General features: G+C 69.8%; 19 protein-coding genes. 10 read left to right on the forward strand and 9 right to left on the reverse strand.

What is annotated here, in order from left to right; genetic code table 11:
• The first annotated feature begins 18 nt into the window (after nucleotides 1-18).
• The gene (locus ISU10_RS20275) at nucleotides 19-960 is read left to right on the forward strand and encodes a cation diffusion facilitator family transporter (protein WP_194698259.1); all 942 of its coding nucleotides are present in this window, start codon (nucleotides 19-21) and stop codon (nucleotides 958-960) included.
• A 29-nt stretch (nucleotides 961-989) separates the two neighbouring features.
• On the opposite strand, the gene ISU10_RS20280 is transcribed toward ISU10_RS20275, so the two are convergent.
• Nucleotides 990-1868 carry an alpha/beta hydrolase family protein gene (locus ISU10_RS20280; RefSeq protein ID WP_194698260.1) on the reverse strand — a complete coding sequence of 293 codons (879 nt, stop codon included), beginning with the start codon at nucleotides 1866-1868 and terminating at the stop codon, nucleotides 990-992.
• Nucleotides 1869-1916: 48 nt separating this feature from the next.
• On the opposite strand from ISU10_RS20280, the gene ISU10_RS20285 reads away from it, so the two are divergent.
• From ISU10_RS20285 to ISU10_RS20300, 4 genes are all read left to right on the forward strand, one after another.
• Entirely contained in the window at nucleotides 1917-2516 is a 600-nt protein-coding gene (locus ISU10_RS20285) for a TetR/AcrR family transcriptional regulator (RefSeq protein WP_194698261.1), read from the forward strand.
• Nucleotides 2517-2673: 157 nt separating this feature from the next.
• On the forward strand, nucleotides 2674-3858 hold the full coding sequence (gene pdhA, locus ISU10_RS20290) for a pyruvate dehydrogenase (acetyl-transferring) E1 component subunit alpha (RefSeq protein WP_194698262.1): 1185 nt from the start codon (nucleotides 2674-2676) through the stop codon (nucleotides 3856-3858).
• Between the two features lies 1 nt (nucleotide 3859).
• Complete coding sequence (locus ISU10_RS20295) at nucleotides 3860-4837, forward strand: alpha-ketoacid dehydrogenase subunit beta (protein ID WP_194698263.1); 978 nt, start codon at nucleotides 3860-3862, stop codon at nucleotides 4835-4837.
• A 47-nt stretch (nucleotides 4838-4884) separates the two neighbouring features.
• Nucleotides 4885-6315, forward strand: a complete 1431-nt coding sequence (locus ISU10_RS20300; RefSeq protein WP_194698264.1) for a dihydrolipoamide acetyltransferase family protein — start codon at nucleotides 4885-4887, stop codon at nucleotides 6313-6315.
• Nucleotides 6316-6371: 56 nt separating this feature from the next.
• Here ISU10_RS20300 and ISU10_RS20305 read toward each other — a convergent pair whose 3' ends face one another.
• The 3 genes from ISU10_RS20305 to ISU10_RS20315 all read right to left on the reverse strand — a co-directional run bounded on the left by ISU10_RS20305 (nucleotide 6372) and on the right by ISU10_RS20315 (nucleotide 9775).
• Complete coding sequence (locus tag ISU10_RS20305) at nucleotides 6372-7349, reverse strand: NAD-dependent epimerase/dehydratase family protein (protein WP_194698265.1); 978 nt, start codon at nucleotides 7347-7349, stop codon at nucleotides 6372-6374.
• A gap of 417 nt (nucleotides 7350-7766) precedes the next feature.
• Nucleotides 7767-9236 (reverse strand): M1 family metallopeptidase, encoded by a 1470-nt coding sequence (locus ISU10_RS20310; protein WP_194698266.1) that lies wholly within the window; start codon nucleotides 9234-9236, stop codon nucleotides 7767-7769.
• Complete coding sequence (locus ISU10_RS20315; protein ID WP_194698267.1) at nucleotides 9233-9775, reverse strand: RNA polymerase sigma factor; 543 nt, start codon at nucleotides 9773-9775, stop codon at nucleotides 9233-9235. Before ISU10_RS20315 ends, ISU10_RS20310 begins: the two co-directional genes overlap by 4 nt.
• Before the next feature lie 64 nt (nucleotides 9776-9839).
• Here ISU10_RS20315 and ISU10_RS20320 point away from each other — a divergent pair, with 64 nt between their 5' ends.
• The gene (locus ISU10_RS20320; RefSeq protein WP_194698268.1) at nucleotides 9840-11330 is read left to right on the forward strand and encodes a serine/threonine-protein kinase; all 1491 of its coding nucleotides are present in this window, start codon (nucleotides 9840-9842) and stop codon (nucleotides 11328-11330) included.
• Here the strand turns inward: ISU10_RS20320 and ISU10_RS20325 are convergent.
• Nucleotides 11253-11990 (reverse strand): hypothetical protein, encoded by a 738-nt coding sequence (locus ISU10_RS20325; protein WP_194698269.1) that lies wholly within the window; start codon nucleotides 11988-11990, stop codon nucleotides 11253-11255. The genes ISU10_RS20320 and ISU10_RS20325 overlap by 78 nt on opposite strands.
• Before the next feature lie 109 nt (nucleotides 11991-12099).
• On the opposite strand from ISU10_RS20325, the gene ISU10_RS20330 reads away from it, so the two are divergent.
• Together ISU10_RS20330 and ISU10_RS20335 are read left to right on the forward strand one after the other, a co-directional pair.
• The gene (locus ISU10_RS20330; protein ID WP_194698270.1) at nucleotides 12100-13212 is read left to right on the forward strand and encodes a sensor histidine kinase; all 1113 of its coding nucleotides are present in this window, start codon (nucleotides 12100-12102) and stop codon (nucleotides 13210-13212) included.
• Nucleotides 13209-13886, forward strand: coding sequence for a response regulator (locus ISU10_RS20335; protein WP_194698271.1), 678 nt, complete (start codon nucleotides 13209-13211; stop codon nucleotides 13884-13886). The genes ISU10_RS20330 and ISU10_RS20335 overlap by 4 nt, the downstream gene beginning before the upstream one ends.
• An 8-nt stretch (nucleotides 13887-13894) precedes the next feature.
• Here the strand turns inward: ISU10_RS20335 and ISU10_RS20340 are convergent, their stop codons facing one another.
• Complete coding sequence (locus ISU10_RS20340) at nucleotides 13895-15085, reverse strand: glycoside hydrolase family 16 protein (protein WP_194698272.1); 1191 nt, start codon at nucleotides 15083-15085, stop codon at nucleotides 13895-13897.
• A gap of 141 nt (nucleotides 15086-15226) precedes the next feature.
• Nucleotides 15227-16177 carry a LysR family transcriptional regulator gene (locus tag ISU10_RS20345; RefSeq protein WP_194698273.1) on the reverse strand — a complete coding sequence of 317 codons (951 nt, stop codon included), beginning with the start codon at nucleotides 16175-16177 and terminating at the stop codon, nucleotides 15227-15229.
• Between the two features lie 116 nt (nucleotides 16178-16293).
• On the opposite strand from ISU10_RS20345, the gene ISU10_RS20350 reads away from it, so the two are divergent.
• Nucleotides 16294-16434 (forward strand): hypothetical protein, encoded by a 141-nt coding sequence (locus ISU10_RS20350; protein ID WP_194698274.1) that lies wholly within the window; start codon nucleotides 16294-16296, stop codon nucleotides 16432-16434.
• Here ISU10_RS20350 and ISU10_RS20355 read toward each other — a convergent pair.
• Together ISU10_RS20355 and ISU10_RS20360 are read right to left on the reverse strand one after the other, a co-directional pair.
• Entirely contained in the window at nucleotides 16422-16808 is a 387-nt protein-coding gene (locus ISU10_RS20355; RefSeq protein WP_194698275.1) for a hypothetical protein, read from the reverse strand. The genes ISU10_RS20350 and ISU10_RS20355 overlap by 13 nt on opposite strands.
• Nucleotides 16809-16893: 85 nt before the next feature.
• Nucleotides 16894-17472, reverse strand: coding sequence for a hypothetical protein (locus tag ISU10_RS20360; RefSeq protein ID WP_194698276.1), 579 nt, complete (start codon nucleotides 17470-17472; stop codon nucleotides 16894-16896).
• A gap of 205 nt (nucleotides 17473-17677) precedes the next feature.
• Here ISU10_RS20360 and ISU10_RS20365 point away from each other — a divergent pair, with 205 nt between their 5' ends.
• A complete protein-coding gene (locus ISU10_RS20365) occupies nucleotides 17678-17947 on the forward strand; it encodes a hypothetical protein (RefSeq protein ID WP_194698277.1) in 270 nt (89 codons plus the stop codon).
• Nucleotides 17948-18094: the final 147 nt, after the last annotated feature.

The following is an 18094-nucleotide window of genomic DNA, read 5'->3' on the forward strand; positions in this document are numbered from 1 at the left end:
CGCTCTAGTCTGACCAGCGTGGGCGCTGGTCACGGGCATGGACATGCCGCGAGTCACGCATCCGGCCGCGCCGCCGACCGCTCTGGTCTTCGTCTGGTGCTTGCCATCACCGCCGTCGTCCTGGTCGTCGAGCTGGTCGGCGCCTACCTCGCCTCCTCGCTGGCCCTGCTCGCGGATGCGGGGCATGTGGCGACCGACGCCGCGGGTGTGCTGCTGGCGCTCGGGGCGTCGTACGTCGCGTCTCGTCCCGGGGGTCCGCGCTCGACGTTCGGCTACCACCGGGCCGAGATCCTGGCCGCGATGGCCAATGCCGTCGTCCTGCTGGTCGTGTGCGTCTACATCGCGTGGGCGGGATTCGCGCGGCTGCGCCACCCCGGGGACGTCGAGGTCGAGGCTGGTCTGCTGATCGCCTTCGCCTGTGTCGGCCTGCTCGCCAACGCCGCCTCCCTGCGGGTGCTGCGGCGATCGGGGTCGCAGTCGCTGAACATGCGGGGCGCCATGCTCGAGGTGGCAGCCGACCTGGTCGGCTCCGTGCTGGCCATCACCGCCGGTGTGGTGATCGCCGTCAGCGGCTGGGTACAGGCCGACGCCGTCGCCTCGTTGCTGATCGCGGCGCTGATCCTGCCGCGGGCGTGGTCACTGCTGAAGGAGTCGGCCGCCGTGCTGCTCGAGATCGCCCCCGCCGGCCTCGACCTCGGCGCAGTGGAGGCCCACATCGCCGGCATGCCCGGCGTCGTCGAGGTCCACGACCTCCATGCCTGGACCATCACCAGCGGCATCCCCAGTCTCTCGGCCCACGTCACCGTCACCGACGCGGCCCTCGCCGAGGCCGGCGTAGGCGGCATCCTCGACCGCCTCTGTGACTGCGTCGCGCAGCACTTCGGCGTCCAGCACGCCACCTTCCAGGTCGAGCCCCTCTCGCACCGCGACCACGAGGACCTCGGCGACCTCCACGCGTGAGCCGATCGCTGGTTGAGGTGCGAGGAGCGCTAGCGACGAGCCTCGAAACCACCGAGGTACGGCAGGATCAGCTCGTCCCAGAGTTCGGCGTGGCGGGAGCGGAAGAAGCCGTGATGGCCCATCTTGGGGACGTCGAGCTGGGCGGGGCTGTAGCGCTGGTGGACCTGGTCGGCGTTGACGAAGCGGCCGTGCAGGTCGGCGATGCTGGCCCGGCTCATCAGCTCGTCGTCGGTGAAGGACAGCACGGTCATGGGAGTCGTGACCGAGGCGAACCGCTCGGCGGCGCGGGGCACGTCGACGCCGAGGTAGTCCTCGTGCAGGCACCACCGGCCCCATTGCCGCATCACGCCGGCAGGGACGTTGTCGAGGATCCGCAGCGAGCGGCCCGGGTAGTAGCCCGCGATCCGAGTCGCGAGAGGGGCGATGCCCAGCCACAGCAGGGGAGCCCGCCACTTCACGGAGGGCGAGTTCAGGCGCCAGTACCCCGTGCCGGAGGCGACCGTGAGGATGCTGTCGAGGCGGCTGTGGTCGACGAACGGCACGGCCTGACCGCCGAGGCTGTGCCCGACGTAGCTCACCGGCAGGCCGTCAGCGGCGTCGAGCACCGCGTCGAGGGCGTCGGCCATGTCGCCGAACCACGTCAGTACGTCGCCCGTCTCGGCCTTCATGGCGGCCACCGACTCCATGCCACGCAGGTCGAAGGTCAGCGCGCGGTAGCCCTGCGCCGCCAGCCAGGTCGCGAACGCCGCGTAGTAGGCCGCCGGCGTCGCCATGGCCGGCGCGACAAGGACGGCGCCGACGGGGGCGCCGGTCGGCTCGAACCAGGTCGCCGACAGCTCGCGGCCGTCGCTGGCGAGCAGCGTCGTGGGGACCCGGCGTACGTCGTTATGACGGTCGTCATAGAGCATGGCGGGAAGACTATGACAACTGTCTTAGTCATGGCAAGATGTCGCCTCGTGACGCCAGACACCCGCAGCGACCCCCGCGGCGACCCCCGCAGTGACACCCGCCGGCGGATGATCGCCGGCGCCGCGGTGGCCATCGGCACCAAGGGCGTCGGCGCGATGAGCCTGCGCGACCTCGCCAAGGATGCCGGCGTACCTCTCGGCTCGACCTACCACCACTTCCCCGGAGGCAAGGCCCAGCTCGCCGAGGAGGCGGTGGGCTCGATCGGCCGCAAGGTGGCGCGACTGGTCGAGAGGGCCAAGGCCGACGGGATCGAGGCGGCGCTGGCGGCGTTCACCAGCGTCTGGCGCGAGCAGCTGACCGACACCGACTTCCGCACCGGCTGTCCCGTACTCGCCGTCGCGACCGGCGACGACGACGAGCTCAAGGAGCTGGCTCGCGGCATCTTCGCCTCGTGGCAGGAGCTGATGGTCGGCGGGCTGGTCGCCGACGGCGTTCCGGCCGAGCGCGCACCGGGCCTGGCCCGGATGATCATCTCCTCGCTCGAGGGGGCCGTCGCCGTGAGTCGCGCCGAGCGCTCCCTCGCACCGCTCGACCAGGTATCGGCAGAGCTCGTCACCCTGGTCCAGGCCGCTCGCGCGCGCAGGTAGTCGCCATCCCTACCGGATTGGCCGAGGCGCGCTGGCCACCGGTAACTTAGGGGGACACGCGGGTGTGGTGCCGGTCACAAGCTGGGCCAGACCGCGACGCACACCACGACGGTCGGCGGAGACCCCGCAGCAGCCGGTGACGAGTGAGGAGTCGTACGTGACCCCAGGAAATGACAGGTCAGGCGGTTTCGGCCCCGACCTGGCGGAGGTCTTCGGGCCCAGCCAGCACGATGGTGGACCCGAGCTCGTCCAGCTGCTGACGCCCGAGGGCGAGCGTGTCTCGCACCCCGAGTTCTCCTTCGGCGACGGCATGACGCCGGCCGAGGAAGCCGAGATGATCCGCGGCTTCTACCGCGACATGGTGCTGACCCGTCGCATCGACACCGAGGCCACCGCGCTGCAGCGACACGGTGAGCTCGGCATCTGGGCCCAGCTGCTGGGACAGGAGGCCGCCCAGATCGGCGCCGGCCGCGCGCTGCGCCCGCAGGACTACGTCTTCCCCACCTACCGCGAGCACGGCGTCGCGTGGTGCCGCGGCGTCGACCCGATCGAGCTGCTCGGCCTCTACCGCGGGGTCGACCAGGGTGCATGGGACCCCGCGAAGTACAACTTCCACCTCTACACGATCGTCATCGGCGCGCAGACCCTGCACGCGACCGGCTACGCGATGGGCATGCAGCGCGACGGGGCCGTCGGCACCGGCGACCCCGACCGCGACGCGGCCGTCATCGCCCACTTCGGCGACGGCGCCTCCTCGCAGGGCGACGTCAACGAGGCGTTCATCTTCGCCGCGTCCTACAACGCCCCGGTGGTCTTCTTCTGCCAGAACAACCAGTGGGCGATCTCGGAGCCGATCGAGCGGCAGTCGCGAATCCCGCTCTACCAAAGGGCTCTGGGCTTCGGCTTCCCCGGCGTGCGAGTCGATGGCAACGACGTGCTCGCGACCTACGCCGTCACCCAGGCCGCGCTGCAGCGGGCCCGCGACGGCCAGGGCCCGACGTTCGTGGAGGCCTACACCTACCGGATGGGCGCACACACCACGACCGACGACCCGACGCGCTACCGCCTCTCCGACGACGTCGAGCGCTGGCGCCTGAAGTGCCCCATCGAGCGCACCAAGGCCTACCTCCAGCGCAACGGCCTGGCCGACCAGGCCTTCTTCGACGACCTGTCCGCCGAGGCCGACGAGCTCGGCGCCCGGCTCCGCGAGGGGTGCAAGAACCTCGCCGACCCCTCGCCGCTGAGCATCTTCGACCACGTCTACGCCGAACAGACGCCCGAGCTGGAAGCCCAGCGCGAGGGCTTCGCGGCCTACCTCGACTCGTTCGAAGGGGCGCACTGAAATGACCAAGATCACGCTGGCCAAGGGCCTCAACATGGGCCTGCGCAAGGCGATGGAGGACGACCCCAAGGTCCTCATCATGGGCGAGGACGTCGGCAAGCTCGGCGGCGTCTTCCGCATCACCGACGGTCTCCAGAAGGACTTCGGCGAGGACCGTGTCATCGACTCGCCGCTGGCCGAGTCCGGCATCGTCGGCACCGCCGTCGGTCTTGCGCTGCGCGGCTACCGACCGGTGGTCGAGATCCAGTTCGACGGCTTCGTCTACCCGGCCTACGACCAGATCGTCTGCCAGGTGGCCAAGATGCGCTTCCGCTCGATGGGCAAGCTCGCCATGCCGATGGTCATCCGGATCCCCTTCGGTGGCGGCATCGGCGCGGTCGAGCACCACAGCGAGTCTCCGGAGGCTCAGTTCGCGCACACGCCGGGCCTCAAGGTCGTCGCCTGCTCCAACCCGATCGACGGCTACTGGATGATCCAGCAGGCCATCGCCTGCGACGACCCGGTCATCTTCTTGGAGCCCAAGCGCCAGTATCACGCCGACAAGGCCGACCTCGACGAGGACGCGGCCCCCGAGCCGCTCTTCAGGTCGCGTGTCGTACGCCGGGGCGGCGACGCGACGCTGCTCGCCTACGGCCCGACCGTCAAGACGGCCCTCAAGGCGGCCGAGGCCGCGTCCGGTGAGGGCCGGTCGCTGGAGGTCATCGACCTGCGCACCCTGAGCCCGCTCGACATGGCGCCGGTCTTCGAGTCCGTACGCCGCACGGGTCACGCGGTCGTCGTCCACGAGGCCCACGTCAACCTGGGTCTGGGCGCCGAGCTGGCCGCGCGGATCACCGAGGAGTGCTTCTTCTCCCTCGAGTCGCCGGTGCTGAGGGTCGGCGGGTTCGACACGCCGTACCCGCCGTCGCGGATCGAGGAGGAATGGCTCCCTGATCTCGACCGCGTGCTCGACGCCGTCGACCGCTCTCTCTCCTTCTGACCCTCGGTGGTCGAGCCTGTCGAGACCACGTTCCGCTAGGAGCCGCAATGCCTGACTACAAGCTGCCCGACGTCGGCGAAGGCCTCACCGAGGCCGAGATCGTCACCTGGAAGGTGAAGGTCGGCGACGTCATCGCCATCAACGACATCGTCGTCGAGATCGAGACCGCCAAGTCGCTGGTCGAGCTGCCGAGCCCCTACGCCGGCACCGTCACCGCCCTGCTCGTCAACGAGGGCGAGACGGTCGACGTCGGCACGCCCATCATCACCGTCGGTGACGCCGAGTCGGCGCCCGCCTCGTCGGCCGCGCCCGCCTCGTCGGTCGAGCCTGTCGAGACCATCGACCTGTCCAACCCCGCGGCCAGCGGCGGCGGCGAGGGCGAGAGCCTGGTCGGTCGCAACAAGGCCGAGCGGGAGGCCATGCGCCGTCCGCGCAAGGCGACATCGCCGGCCGCTGCCGCCGCCCAGCGCACCACCCACGAGCAGGTCGCTGCGTCCTTCGTCCCCGGTGATCCGGTGCGTCCCGAGGTCGTCGAGGCAGACGAGCCGGCCGTGCCGGCGTACACGCCCGAGGCGCCCGCTGCCTCCAACGGCGACGTGCGCGTCCTGGCCAAGCCGCCGGTGCGCAAGCTGGCCAAGGACCTCGGCGTCGACCTCACCTCGCTGGTGGGTTCGGGCGAGGGTGGCGTCGTGACGCGAGACGACGTGGAGTCTGCTCAAGGTTCGTCGGTCGAGCCTGTCGAGACCCGGACATCGACAAGCGCGATCGCCGGTGGTGGCGCACGCGAGCGGCGCGAGCCCATCAAGGGCGTGCGCAAGATGATGGGACAGGCGATGGTCGACTCGGCCTTCACCGCTCCCCACGTCACCGAGTGGGTGACGCTCGACGTCACGCGCACGATGGAGTTCGTCGAGCGCCTCAAGACCCGGCGCGAGTTCCGCGAGGTCAAGGTCTCGCCGCTGCTGGTCCTGGCCCGCGCCTGCATCCTGGCGATGCGGCGCACTCCCGAGATCAACTCGTGGTGGGACCAGGCGGCCCAGGAGGTCGTCTTCAAGAGCTACGTCAACCTCGGCATCGCCGCGGCGACCGCGCGCGGCCTGGTGGTGCCCAACGTCAAGGACGCCCAGGACCTCTCGCTGCTCGAGCTCGCCGGCGCCCTCAACGCGCTGACAGCCACGGCTCGCGACGGCAAGACCCAGCCCGCCGACATGAGCGGCGGCACCTTCACGATCACCAACGTGGGCGTGTTCGGGATCGACAGCGGCACGCCGATCATCAACCCCGGAGAGTCGGCGATCCTGGCCTTCGGAGCGGTGCGCAAGCAGCCGTGGGTCGTGGATGACGAGATCGTCGTGCGTCAGGTGACGACGCTCGCGCTGTCCTTCGACCATCGTCACGTCGACGGTGAGAAGGGCTCGCGGTTCCTCGCCGACGTCGCCGCCGTGATGGAGGACCCGGCCGCAGCCCTGCTGTTCTGAAGTCCTGCTGCCCGGCTTACACCCCGCCGGTGGGCATCACCGCGAGTCGACCCGTATCAGCGCGCGTCCCACGCCGCGAGGAGCTCGGCCTCGCGCTCACGGGACATGCCGGTGCGCGGGGCATCGGGGTTCTCGCGGAGCCAGGTGAGGGTGTCGCGGGCGGTCTCGTCGAAAGGCCGCACGGTGAGTCCGGCGGCCGCCGAGAGGTCGAAGCGGTGGGTGAGCATCCCGTCGTACTCCGGTCGTGGCAGCCACATGGGCAGCGCGCCGTCGCCCGCCCAGGGCTCGACCTCCTGCTCGGCCAGGAACTCCTGTCCGGTCCACACGAGCTCGACGTCGGCGCCCACGCCGGCTCCTGTCTGCGCGAGTACCTCGCCCGCGGGCGTGGCCGGACCGATGCCGTCGTACACGCCGGTCGTGCCGTCCTCGACGCTGCGCACGATCCACTCGGCCAGGTCGCGGACGTCGATGAACTGCACCCGGGACTCCGGATCCGCCAGAGCCAGGACGCGGCCCCCCTCGGCGAGCCGCTCCGGCCAGTAGCCGTAGCGACCCGTCGGGTCGCCGGGGCCGACGATCAGGCCCGGCCGCACCACCATCGAGCGGGCGGCTCCGGCCAGCACCGAACGCTCGCAGGAGACCTTCATCGGGCCGTATGCCTCCGGGTGCTCCTTCAGGTCGCGGTCCTCGTCGATCGCCTCGACCAGCGGGCCGTCGGTGCCCGGGTCCGGGGTGGCGTTGTCGGCGTACACGTTGACCGTCGAGACGAACACCCAGTGGGCCGTGGGCCAGGCGGCAACTGCGGTGCGCACGTGCGACGGCGTACGGCTCACGTCGACCACCGCCTCGAAGTTCTCGGCGGCCAGCTCGGGAGGTACGTCGTCGGACCGGTCCCACGTGACGTGGCGGGCTCCCTCGGGTACGGCGCCGGACCGGCCCCGCGTCACGCACGTGACGTCGTGCCCGCGGGCGACCGCGTCTGCCGCCACCGCCCGCGAGAGGAACACGCTGCCACCGAGCACCAGGATCCGCATGGCCCTAGCCGACAGGCCCGCCTACCTCCGGAGCAAGCGATTCCGCTCAGAGCGGACCAGCGGGGGTCGTTGTTGTTGGTTGAGGAGGTTGCGCAGCAACCGTCTCGAAACCAGCGGGGGCTAGCGCGCCTTCCTCAACCAGCGGGGGTGGTTGTTGTTGGTTGAGGAGGTTGCGCAGCAACCGTCTCGAAACCAGCGGGGGCTAGGGCGCCTTCCTCAACCAGCGGGGGTGGTTGTTGTTGGTTGAGGAGGTTGCGCAGCAACCGTCTCGAAACCATGGTGGTCGGGGTGGTCTGGTTTCGAGACAGGCGCTAGCGCGCCTTCCTCAACCAGCGGGGGTGGTTGTTGGTTGAGGAGGTTGCGCAGCAACCGTCTCGAAACCATGGGGGGTAGCGCGCCTTCCTCAACCGGCGCTGGTTACTCGAACCTCGGCGAGCGCTTGGCCAGCAGCCACGAGTCGAAGAGGTCGGACAGCTCGGTCCCGGTCTGCTTCTCCACCCAGGCGATGTAGTCGTCGCGGTCGCTGCTGCCGTCGGGGTCGGCGGCCGGCCAGTCACGCACCATCGCCCAGAACTTGTCGTCGCCGACCCGGCGACGGATCTGGTCCCACATCAGCGCCGGCCCGTAGTAGACCTGGATCTCGCCGAACGTCTTCGGGTCGTAGGTCGCCGGCGGACCGTTGACCCGCCGCGACTCCCGCTCCACCACTGCCGCCTGCTCCAGGAGCCGAGTCAGCGGATAGGCGTCCACCTGGGCCTGCCAGGTGAGCTGGAGGTACATCGCCATGCCCTCGTTCATCCAGAGGTCGCTCCAGTCGGACGGCGTGACCAGGTCGCCGTACCACTGGTGCACGATCTCGTGGAGGATCACGGCCTCGCTGGTCGTGTAGTCGCTGGTGCCCAGCGTGATCATCGTCTGGGTCTCCATGCCGCTTTGCGAGTCGACCAGCAAGATGCCGAGACTCGGGAACGGGTAGGGGCCGAGCTTCCCCTCGACCCAGGCCAGTGCGTCCTTGGTGGCGCGGAGGCTGTCGACGTAGGCCTTCGGGGTGCCGACCTTGGTCCAGTACGTCAGGGCGACACCGCTCGCGGAGGTGTCCTTGACGGCCTGGTAGTTGCCGAAGGCGACCGTGACGAGGTACGACGACGCCTTGCTGTCCAGGTGCCAGCTGGTGACCGTCTTGCCCTCGACGACCTCGCGGCTGGTGAGCTCACCGTTGGCGATCCCGGTCCACGGGGCTGGGACGGTGAGCACGAAGTCGTAGAACGCCTTGTCGGCGGGCTGGTCGTTGACGGCGTACCAGGTGTAGGCGCCATAGGGCTCCTGCATCGTCCAGGTAGACCCGTCGTCGCTGACCGTGAACCCCGTGGTGGTGAAGTCGCTGCGCGTCGTCGGTGCGGGGACCGGCTGCGGCCTGCCGGAGTAGTTGAGGGTCAGGACGTACTCGACGTCGGCGGCGAAGTCACCCTGCACCACGAGGTCCTTGCCGTCGTGGCTGAACTCGGCCTTCTCGCCGTCGATCTCGACGCGGGCGGCCTCGAGGTCCTGCGACAGGTCGAGCTGGACATGGTCGGACGTCTCGGTCGACCGGAAGCGCAGACTCTCGTGACCGGTGAGCCTGCGCGCCTTCGGCTCCCATGACAGGTCCAGCTGGTAGCTGAGTGCGTCGACCGACGGGTCGCCGGCGTCGGGGTAGACGCTGTCCTCGACCGGCTCGCTGCGTGCCGGATCGTCGGTGGCCGCCTGCGGGGTGGACGAGGAACCGGTCCCCTGCGCCGAGGGCGCGGGATCACCCTGGGGCGTCGACGAAGAGTCGCCACCGCACGCGGCGAGGGAGGCGGCGAGCACGAGCGCGGCGGCGATCGCCGCGACCCGCTGGGCTCTCACTCGCTGGCCCGCAGCAGCGGACGCACCAGCTTGCGGCCGTGGTGGATCTGGGCCTTCACCGTGCCCAGCGGGGCGCCGACCTGCTGGGCGATCTCGTCGTAGGGCAGGCCGTAGACGTCGCGCAGCAGCAACGGCTCGACGTACTGCGGGTGGTCGTGCTCGAGGATCTCCAGGGCGTCGAGGAGGTCGAGGCGGGTGCCGGCGATGACGCTGGTCGTGCGGGGGTCCGGCTTCTCCAGCGGGAGCACGTCGCTGACCACGGCCTGGTTGCGCAGCCGTCGGTAGGTCGTGCGGGCGGAGTTGACCGCCACCACGTGCAGCCACGTCGTGAAGCGCCCCTGCTCTCCCCAGCCGCCGATCTTGGTGGCGACGTTGATCAGCGCCTCCTGGCAGGCGTCCTCGGCGTCGGAGCTGTAGGGCAGCACGCCGCGACAGATCGCCAGCGTGCGGGGTCGCACGGCCGCCAGCAACCCCTCCAGTGCGTCTCGGTCGCCCGCTTTGGCCCTGCGCGCCAGGTCGTCGATCTCGTCCGGCTCCACGCCTGCTCCTCCTCGTCCCCGGTGTCGATGCCGGAGTCAGGTGTCTGGGAAAGATAATGCCCTGGTGTCCCTTCCCACCCGCATCGGCCGCTACGCCGTCAGGCGTCGCATCGGCTCGGGTGGGTTCGCAACGGTCTGGCTGGGCTATGACGAGAGCTTGGACTCTCCGGTTGCCATCAAAGTTCTCGCCGACAACTGGTCGGACGACCACCACGTCAAGCAGCGCTTCGTCGACGAGGGCAGGTTCCTGCGCAAGGTGGAGTCGCCGCACGTCGTCCCCGTCTACGACGCGGGCGAGCTCGAGGACGGTCGCCCCTATCTCGTGATGGGGTACGCCGACCAGGGCACGCTCGCCGACCGGCTCGAGACCGGAGGGCTACCGCGCGAGGAGGCGCTGGAGGTCGTGCGCCAGGTCGGGCTCGGGCTCAGTGCCCTGCACCAGCGCGGTGTGGTGCACCGCGACATCAAGCCGGGCAACGTGCTGTTCCGCACCGTCGAGTCCGCCGCCGACTCCGACCACGTCGAGGTGCGCGCCATGGTCGCCGACCTCGGCCTCGGCAAGACCGTCGACATGTCCTCTCGGCTCACCATGATCGCCGGCACGCCGACGTTCGTGGCGCCGGAGCAGGCCCAGGGCGAGCACATCGACGCACGGGCCGACCAGTACTCCCTGGCCGCGCTGACCTACCTGCTGCTCACCGGGCGCCCGCCGCACCAGCACACCACGCTCGCCGCGGCCGCCAACCCGGGGCCACCCGAGCCGATGTCGACGCCTGAGTGGCCCATCGCGCCGGCCGTCGAGGACGTCGTACGCCGGGGTCTGGCACCCGATCGCGACGACCGATGGCCGAGCGTCGCGGAGTACTCCTCGGCGCTCGCGCGAGCAGCGCTCTCCAGCGCACCTGGCACCGAGGGTCGACCGCGTGTGCTGGCGCTCGACCCGGAGCGCACGCAGCCGGGCGCTCGCCCCTCGCCGTTGACCAAGCAGCCGCCGCTCGCAGAGCCCACCCTCCCTGCTCCGGGGCGGTTGCGGTCGTTCGTCCTCGCGTTCGCCGCGGTGGTGCTGCTGGCGGGTGGTGCCTTCGGCGGCTACGCCGCGTGGCAGAGCGTCGACCACACGACCACCTTGACCGACTCCCGCGACACCCTCACCGTGACCGTGCCCGACGACTGGGACCGCGCGACCGCGACCGACGGCTGGCAGCCACCCGGCTCCGACGAGACCTACCAGGCGCTCTCGGTCGGGTCGACCTCCGACTGGGAGAGAGGCGGAGGCGAAGGCGTGTTCGTGGGCGTGCTGCCGGGCAACAAGCTGCCGGCCAACCTGCCGGGCCACCCCGAGTGCAACGCGAGCGAGGGCACGATCGACGACGAGCGTGACGGCGAGAGGTCGATGACCGAGTTCTTCACCGGCTGCGCACTGGAGAGGAAGCAGGTCACCGTCGAGCGGGTGGTCAAGGTCGCCGCCAACCGCCTGCTATGGGTTCAGGTGCGCGCCGACACGCGGCGTGCCGCTGTCGAGGTCCTCGACTCGGTGGTCACCCACGGTCTGTAGGTGCCGCGCGGCGATCGCGAAGGCGAAGGCGACCGGCAGTGTGATGCTGCCCATCGAGGTGACCATCGTGATCGCGAAGAGGCCGGGCAGCGTGAGGGTCAGCAGCCAGGCCGAGAGGCGTGGGCGGAAGCCCCGCCGCAGCAGGGCGATGCCGAGGACCGTCGAGCCGACCATCAGGAGCAGCACGGCGGGCAGACCGAAGACGAAGGTGATGGTCAGCAGCGGCTCCTGGGCCGCCTTTCCCCACTGCAGCCAGTAGTCGCCGAAGACGCTCAGGCATCCCCAGACGCAGCCGGTCAGCGTGATCCGCCAGGCCCACTTCTCCAGGCCGTACGGCGAGCGGTGCCGGCGCACGACGAACGCCGCCAGGGTGAAGGCCACGAACACGGGCAGCCAGAGCTTGCCGTACGTCAGGTACACCTGGTCGGGCGTGCTCCACTCCAACAGCGGGGCGAGCGCCTTGCGGGCTGGATCCGACCACGCGGCGGTCAGGGGCAGGTCGAGGTCTGCCTTACCGTCCTCGGTGTTGTGCCGGGCCAGCGCGTGCAGCTGGCCGCCGATCAGGGCGAACCATGCCATCGCCCACGCGAACCGGGCGATGCGCGTCTCGCCGAGCTTGTCGATGAGTCCGTCGATCAGGTTGCTCACTGGATGGGTCATGGCATCGACGCTAGGAACCTCGGGACCTCTGGTCGTCCACCTCACGATCGGACCGATCTCCACCCTGGGGTTGACTGACACCACCCGCCGGCCGCCGTACATTCGGCAGGTGCAGGCCGTCTCGCGACTCAACCGGCTGGACGTGCTCGTGCCGGCCGGCATCGCGGTCGTCGGTGTGGTCGAGCTGGTGACCCTGAGGTTCGAGGGCTGGGGCTGGGGCGTGCTCCTCGAGCTGGTGGCCTGCGCCCTGCTCGTGGGCAGGAGGGTCCACCCGCTGATCTTCGCGACCGCACCCGAGATGGTGCTGCTGCTCATGCCCTACTTCGGACCGCAGCTCGACGAGCCCTCCACGCCGATCCTGGTGCTCGCGGTCGCGATCTACTCGCTCGGTCGCTGGCTGCACGACAACCGCGGCCTGGGTGGGATCGCCGTGATCCTGCTGATGGTGCTGATCGTCTACCTCGGCGCGGACGCTCGCGAGCACGACCTGAGCGACGTCGTGTTCGTGCTGGCGCTGGTCACGCCTCCCTACGTGCTCGGCCGGCTGACGCGCCGGCTGGCGATCCAGAAGGAGCTTCTCGAAGAACGCCAGGAGCTCGTGCGCCGCGAGGCCGTTCGGCAAGAACGCGACCGCATCGCCCGGGACATGCACGACGTCATCGCACACTCGATCAGCGCCATGGTCGTCCAGACGGCGGCGGCACAGGACCTCGTGCGCACCGATCCCGACCGCGCCGAAGCCGTGCTGGCGGACGTAGCCGACACCGGTCGGCAGGCCATCGCCGAGACCGGTCGGCTGCTGCACGTCCTCCGCGACGACCTGGACGAACTCGGCCTCGAACCAGCGCCCGGACTCGCCGACCTGCCGGGACTGGTGGCTGCCTTCCGCGCCAGTGGGCTCGACATCGACGTCGAGGTGGCCGAGGACCTCCCGAGTCTGCCCGCGGGCGTCGACGTGTCGGCGTACCGGATCGTGCAGGAGGCACTCACCAATGCGCTGCGCTACGGCTCCGACCGCACCGCCCGGCTGCGCGTCGTCGCCACCTCGGCCGAGGTCTCGATCGAGGCGAGCAACCCGAGCTCGGGGACGGGTGGGTCGGGCGCGGGCCTTGGTCTCGTCGGCGTCTCGGAGCGCGTCGCCCTCCTCGGGGGTCGCCTCACCCATGGTGTGCGCGACGGCCGGTTCGAGCTGCACGCGCGCCTGCCGCTGGTGACGCCGTGACGACAGTCGTGATCGCCGATGACCAGGACCTGGTGCGGTCGGGTCTGGAGATGGTGCTGGCCGCTCGAGGCATCGACGTGGTCGGGGTAGCGGCGGACGGGCGCGAGGCGGTCGAGCAGGTGCGGCGACTGCGGCCCGACGTCGTCTTGATGGACATCCGGATGCCCGTGCTCGACGGCATCGCCGCGACCGAGCAGATCACGGACTCCGGGCTGGCTACGCGGGTGCTCGTGCTGACGACCTACGACCTCGACTCCTACGTCTACCGGGCTCTGCGCGCAGGTGCGGCGGGGTTCCTCCTCAAGGCGACTCCGCCCGACCGGCTGGTCCAGGGGATCGAGACCGTGGCGGCCGGCGAGGCGCTGCTGGCCCCGACCTTGACCCGTCGGCTGATCGAGGAGCACGTCAGCGGCCCGGGGCCTCTCGACGGCACGCCGGCCGTGCTGGACGCACTCACCGAGCGCGAGCGTGAGGTGTTCGGACTGATCGCCCGCGGCCTGTCGAACGACGACATCGCCCGTGAGCTCGTCGTCTCGGAGGCGACCGTCAAGACCCACGTCAACCGCCTGATCGCCAAGCTCGGCAACCGGACCAGGGTGCAGCTGGTCGTGCTCGCCTACGAGACGGGCGTGGCGCGTCCGGGCGCGCTCGCGCCGCCTCCGTCGACGACGTAAGCCGGCTCTCAGCCGCCGGTCTCCCAGACGCGCACCCAGTCGACGTACATGTGCTGGGGCAGCTGGCTGTCTTGGATCAGGGGGATCTCGTAGTCGGAGGAGAGCAGGCTCAAGATGACGTACTGCTGGACCTGGGACACCTTGCCGCCGATCCGCCACGTCTCCTTGCCGTCGATGCGGAAGACCAACAGGTGCGGCTTCCACTGCACGGAGAAGACGTGGAACCTCTTCCACCACGCGTCGCGCCGCCCGCTGAGGAACGTGTTGGGGATGTTGACGCCGGACTTGACGATGCTGCCGGACTGGTAGCGCCAGATGTAGGTCCAGAGGCCACTACTCCTGCGCGAGGTGCCGAAGGACTCGATGACGTCGATCTCGTGACCGGTGCCGCCGGGGTACATCCCGCCGACCGGCTGCATCCAGAAGCTGCCGTGCTGGCCCGGCAGTCGGGGGAACTTCATCCGCGCGGCGGCGACGCCGTACTTGAAGGAGAACCTGTCATCGGTGCCGATGTGGCCGTTGAGGCGGTAGGCGTAGTGACCGGCGACCTGGCCGGCCTTCAGTGCAGGGCACAGGGTGTGCCTGTTGGGGTCCCTCATCACGCTGAGCCGGACGACACCCCCGCCGACCTTGACCGCCTTGGCACTTCCGCGCGAGCAGTTGCGCGAGCTCTGCGGCTCGTAGGTCTGGCCGCGCTGTTGCCACTTGGCCGAGAGCGAGGTGCCGGAGAACCTGTCGGTCCACGTCGGGCTGAGCCACCGCTCGGTGCTCACCGACCGGCTGGTGATCGCTGGCAGGTCGGGGTAGGAAGCGGCGACCGCGCGGTAGGTGAGCGGCTGCCCGTTGCTGGTCGCGGCCGCGGCGAACTGTGCGCGCCCCTTCCGGTTCTGGCCGACGGTCGCCACGGTCTGCCAGGACGAGCCTTTCAGCACCTGCAGCTTCACCTTCCGGCCCGCGGTGATCGGCCTGATCGTGGCGGTGAACGCGGCCCTGGCAGTGTCAGGGTTGGCCACCCGCCCCCCGGGCTGGACGATCTGCGGCAGCGACATCAACCGGATGGTCTGCTCGAGCCTCGCGCTGACCGACGTACTCGTGGCCGGCGCCTTGGCGACGGCCGGGTCGGACCCCGCGACCAGCAGGGCGGATGCGGGCAGGAGCAGGGACAGGGCGCCAGCCCCGACCGCGCGAAGAAGTGGCATGAACAGCTGTCTCCCGTGGATGGGTGATGTGCGGAACCGGTGTCACCGGATCCGGCGCCGTGGCGGCTTCGACGTCCCAGGGTACGACGCCGACGTGACGATGCAGCTTCGGCGAGGTCTCTCTCGGCATGGACCCCGCCGCTAGTGACGAGAAGGGCTTGCGGCGACGGGCTCGGTCCAGGGGCGGCGTAGACCTTGGCGGATGGCCTTGAGGCATGCGTCGATCTTGGGGTCGCCGCGGCTGCTGGTCCGGGTGAGTACTCGGACGTAGCGGTACATCCGCGGCTGTAGCGGGATCCCTGCGACGCGGCGCTCGTAGGCCGCGACGCTCGAGGGCAGGAGGGTGATCCCTGACCCGACGGCGACGAGCCGGGCCAGGACGTAGAGGCCGTCGAACTCCCAGCGTCGTAGCGGGGTGGCCCCGAGGGCAGCCAGTCGAGCGTCGCCGGCAAGCCGCGAGACCTGGCCGGGCGGCGAGCTCAGCCAGGTCTCGGTCCGCACCAGCTCGCGCAGCGTCGCCGCCGACACCGGCTTCTGGAAGTGGCTCTGCGCCACGGGATGGTCGGCCGGCACGGCGAGCACGATCGCTTCACGGTGTGCGCGCTGGGCCTGCAGCGGGCCGAGGGACACCGGCGTCTCCTCGCCCCACTCGTCGACCACCGCGATGTCCGTCGCCCGGTCCAGGAGGGCGGCCGAAGCTGCGGTGGACTCGATCTGGAGCGCAACCACATTGAGTTCTGGGTACTGACGTTGGAGCTCGGCGAGGTCCGGGGCCGCCGTCGCCGCGAGTCCGGGGATGAAGCTGACCCGGACAGGTCCGGCGATCGTGCCGGACCGCCCCCGCAGGTGGCTCTCCGCTGCCTCGACCGCCGCCAGGATCGTGCTGGCGTGCTCGACCAACTCCTTGCCGGCGTCGGTGAGGCTGGCACTGTGAGCGGTGCGCTCGATCAGTGGCAGTTGAGCCTCGCGCTCCAAGGCCGAGAGCTGCTGCGACACGGCTGAGGCTGAGACGCCGAGCTCCTGCGCCGCGGCCGCAATGCTGCCTCGCATCGCAAAGACGGAGAGAACTTCCAGACGGCGAAGATCCAGCATCAGATTCTCTTATTCCCCCCTAGATGATCCACGGCTTGGCCTGATGCTACTGCCTGACCAGAATGGGGCGTGTCGCGAGATGACCTCGTGACCTACTTGTGAAGGATCTGATCAGCATGACGACCCGCACGCACGCGTCGACCACCTCCAGGGCCGCCCGCCTCACCGCAGCTCTGGGCAGGGCATGGCAGAGTGCGCGTCTTGCCGATCGTCAGGTGATGGAGATCCGCACCGACATCAGCCGCTACGCCAGCTGAGTCGCGTCGGGATCGAGTCGCGGCGGCACGTTCGCGAGCGCCGTCTGCACCAGAGCGGTGCGGGCCTTGACGACGACGACGCGCCGCAACCGGCTGAGGTCGTCCTCGACCAGACTGGCGACGACATCGCTCACCTGTTTTGGGGAGTAGGTCGCCCGCGTCCCCGGTGCCACGTCGACGTCCGGCAGGGCCACCAGCACGGGCAGGATCTGGGCGCCGAGCGCATCGAGCATCTGAAACCGCTCATAGCGACCCAGGGCTTCCCAGGCCGTGTCGACGTCAACGCGGCCCTTGCGGACGTCCTTTCGAGACGCCAACACCGACTTGGCCGCTCCGGTCAGGGCCGCAGTGAGCTCGTGCTCGGTGAACCTCATGCACCCCAGCATGCCTGTGGCGTATGGCGAGGGTGGTGGACCGCCCCGGTGTCCGCGACGTGTGGTCCGGACCCGGCGGAGGCTCTCAGCGGACCTTCGTGGCCCGCACGTTCCAGCCGCTGAAGTCGTAGAAGTAGTGCGTGTCCGCGCCGATGGTCAGCTGGTCGCCTTCGAGCGTGAGCTCGACATGGACTGGGCCGGCGCTGAACTTTCCGGTGCTGGAGTAGACCCACTGGGTGCCGCCAACCGGGTAGGCGTACATCGTCGACCACGGCCACGGTGCCTCGCCGAAGCCCTCCCACGACATGATGGCGGGGTCGTTGGTGTAGCAGACGCTGGCGATACCGGAGTCGTAGCTCGCGGTGACCGCCTTGCCCCTGCCGACGTACTGGGTCGCGACCCAACTCTTGCTGACGAACACCGTCGTGTCGGCCTGGATGTTCTCCGCGCCGCCGTAAGCGTCGGCGACCGCCGCCGTGCAATCGAGCGTGCCGCTGATGGTGATGCCGCCGTAGCGGTTGACGAGCACGGTGTCGACGGTAGCGTCGAAACTGTGCTCGTAGCCTTCGGCGGACGCGCTGGGGAGCGGAAGAGCCGTCGTCGCGATCGTCGCCAGTAGCGTTGCCGAGACCGCCATGGCCCTCCGCAGCCCTGTGTTCTTCATGGTTGTCGCCTCGCTTCCGCCCTGACGAGGCCGGAGCATCCCGCCCTCACTTTCAACCTTCTACGAGGGTGCGCAGCGCACAAGGGACGAAGGTCCCCGCGCGCAGGCCATCCGGGAAACGAATGCGCCCTGTCATCGGCAGAGTCGGACGCCCACCAGCGGCATGTGAGCGCGTTGCCTCGATGGCCGCCATACAGTCTCCGCCATGGCGGGACCTACCACGCTCCGGACGTTTCTGATCACAGACTTCGGCGACAGCGAACGCTGGAGGCCGCTGGCTTGCGCCGTGACGGCGTACGACGAGAACGACGCCCTGGAACTGGTCCGTGCGGTGTACCCGCCTGACGGAGACCAACCGCCACGCGACTCGATCGAAGAGCTGACCCCTGAGGCGATCCAGAACCGCATCGGCCACTTCGACTTCGGAATCCCCGTCGTTCGGGGCGTTTGGTTTCCGCACCTGACGAATCCGTAGCGCCCGCTCAGCGGCTGACAGTGCACGCAGACCACGGAAGTACGCGACCCGCGCCGCCTATTGGCGTCTGGTGTAGGTGGTGGTGCCGTTGGGGTGGTGGTGGGTGTCCCAGTTGGGGTGGTGGGCTCGGTGGTGGTGGAAGGGGCA

This window comes from Nocardioides agariphilus (assembly GCF_015352445.1).
GTDB lineage: Bacteria > Actinomycetota > Actinomycetes > Propionibacteriales > Nocardioidaceae > Nocardioides > Nocardioides agariphilus.

Excerpts from the sequence above, each read along its gene's own strand:
- ISU10_RS20355 (WP_194698275.1), bottom strand. The coding sequence starts at position 16,808 with ATGAGGTTCACCGAGCACGAGCTCACTGCGGCCCTGACCGGAGCGGCC.
- ISU10_RS20305 (WP_194698265.1), bottom strand. The coding sequence starts at position 7,349 with ATGCGGATCCTGGTGCTCGGTGGCAGCGTGTTCCTCTCGCGGGCGGTG.
- ISU10_RS20295 (WP_194698263.1), top strand. The coding sequence starts at position 3,860 with ATGACCAAGATCACGCTGGCCAAGGGCCTCAACATGGGCCTGCGCAAG.
- ISU10_RS20325 (WP_194698269.1), bottom strand. The coding sequence starts at position 11,990 with ATGACCCATCCAGTGAGCAACCTGATCGACGGACTCATCGACAAGCTC.
- ISU10_RS20350 (WP_194698274.1), top strand. The coding sequence starts at position 16,294 with ATGACGACCCGCACGCACGCGTCGACCACCTCCAGGGCCGCCCGCCTC.
- ISU10_RS20280 (WP_194698260.1), bottom strand. The coding sequence starts at position 1,868 with ATGCTCTATGACGACCGTCATAACGACGTACGCCGGGTCCCCACGACG.
- ISU10_RS20340 (WP_194698272.1), bottom strand. The coding sequence starts at position 15,085 with ATGCCACTTCTTCGCGCGGTCGGGGCTGGCGCCCTGTCCCTGCTCCTG.
- ISU10_RS20365 (WP_194698277.1), top strand. The coding sequence starts at position 17,678 with ATGGCGGGACCTACCACGCTCCGGACGTTTCTGATCACAGACTTCGGC.
- ISU10_RS20345 (WP_194698273.1), bottom strand. The coding sequence starts at position 16,177 with ATGCTGGATCTTCGCCGTCTGGAAGTTCTCTCCGTCTTTGCGATGCGA.
- ISU10_RS20360 (WP_194698276.1), bottom strand. The coding sequence starts at position 17,472 with ATGAAGAACACAGGGCTGCGGAGGGCCATGGCGGTCTCGGCAACGCTA.
- ISU10_RS20300 (WP_194698264.1), top strand. The coding sequence starts at position 4,885 with ATGCCTGACTACAAGCTGCCCGACGTCGGCGAAGGCCTCACCGAGGCC.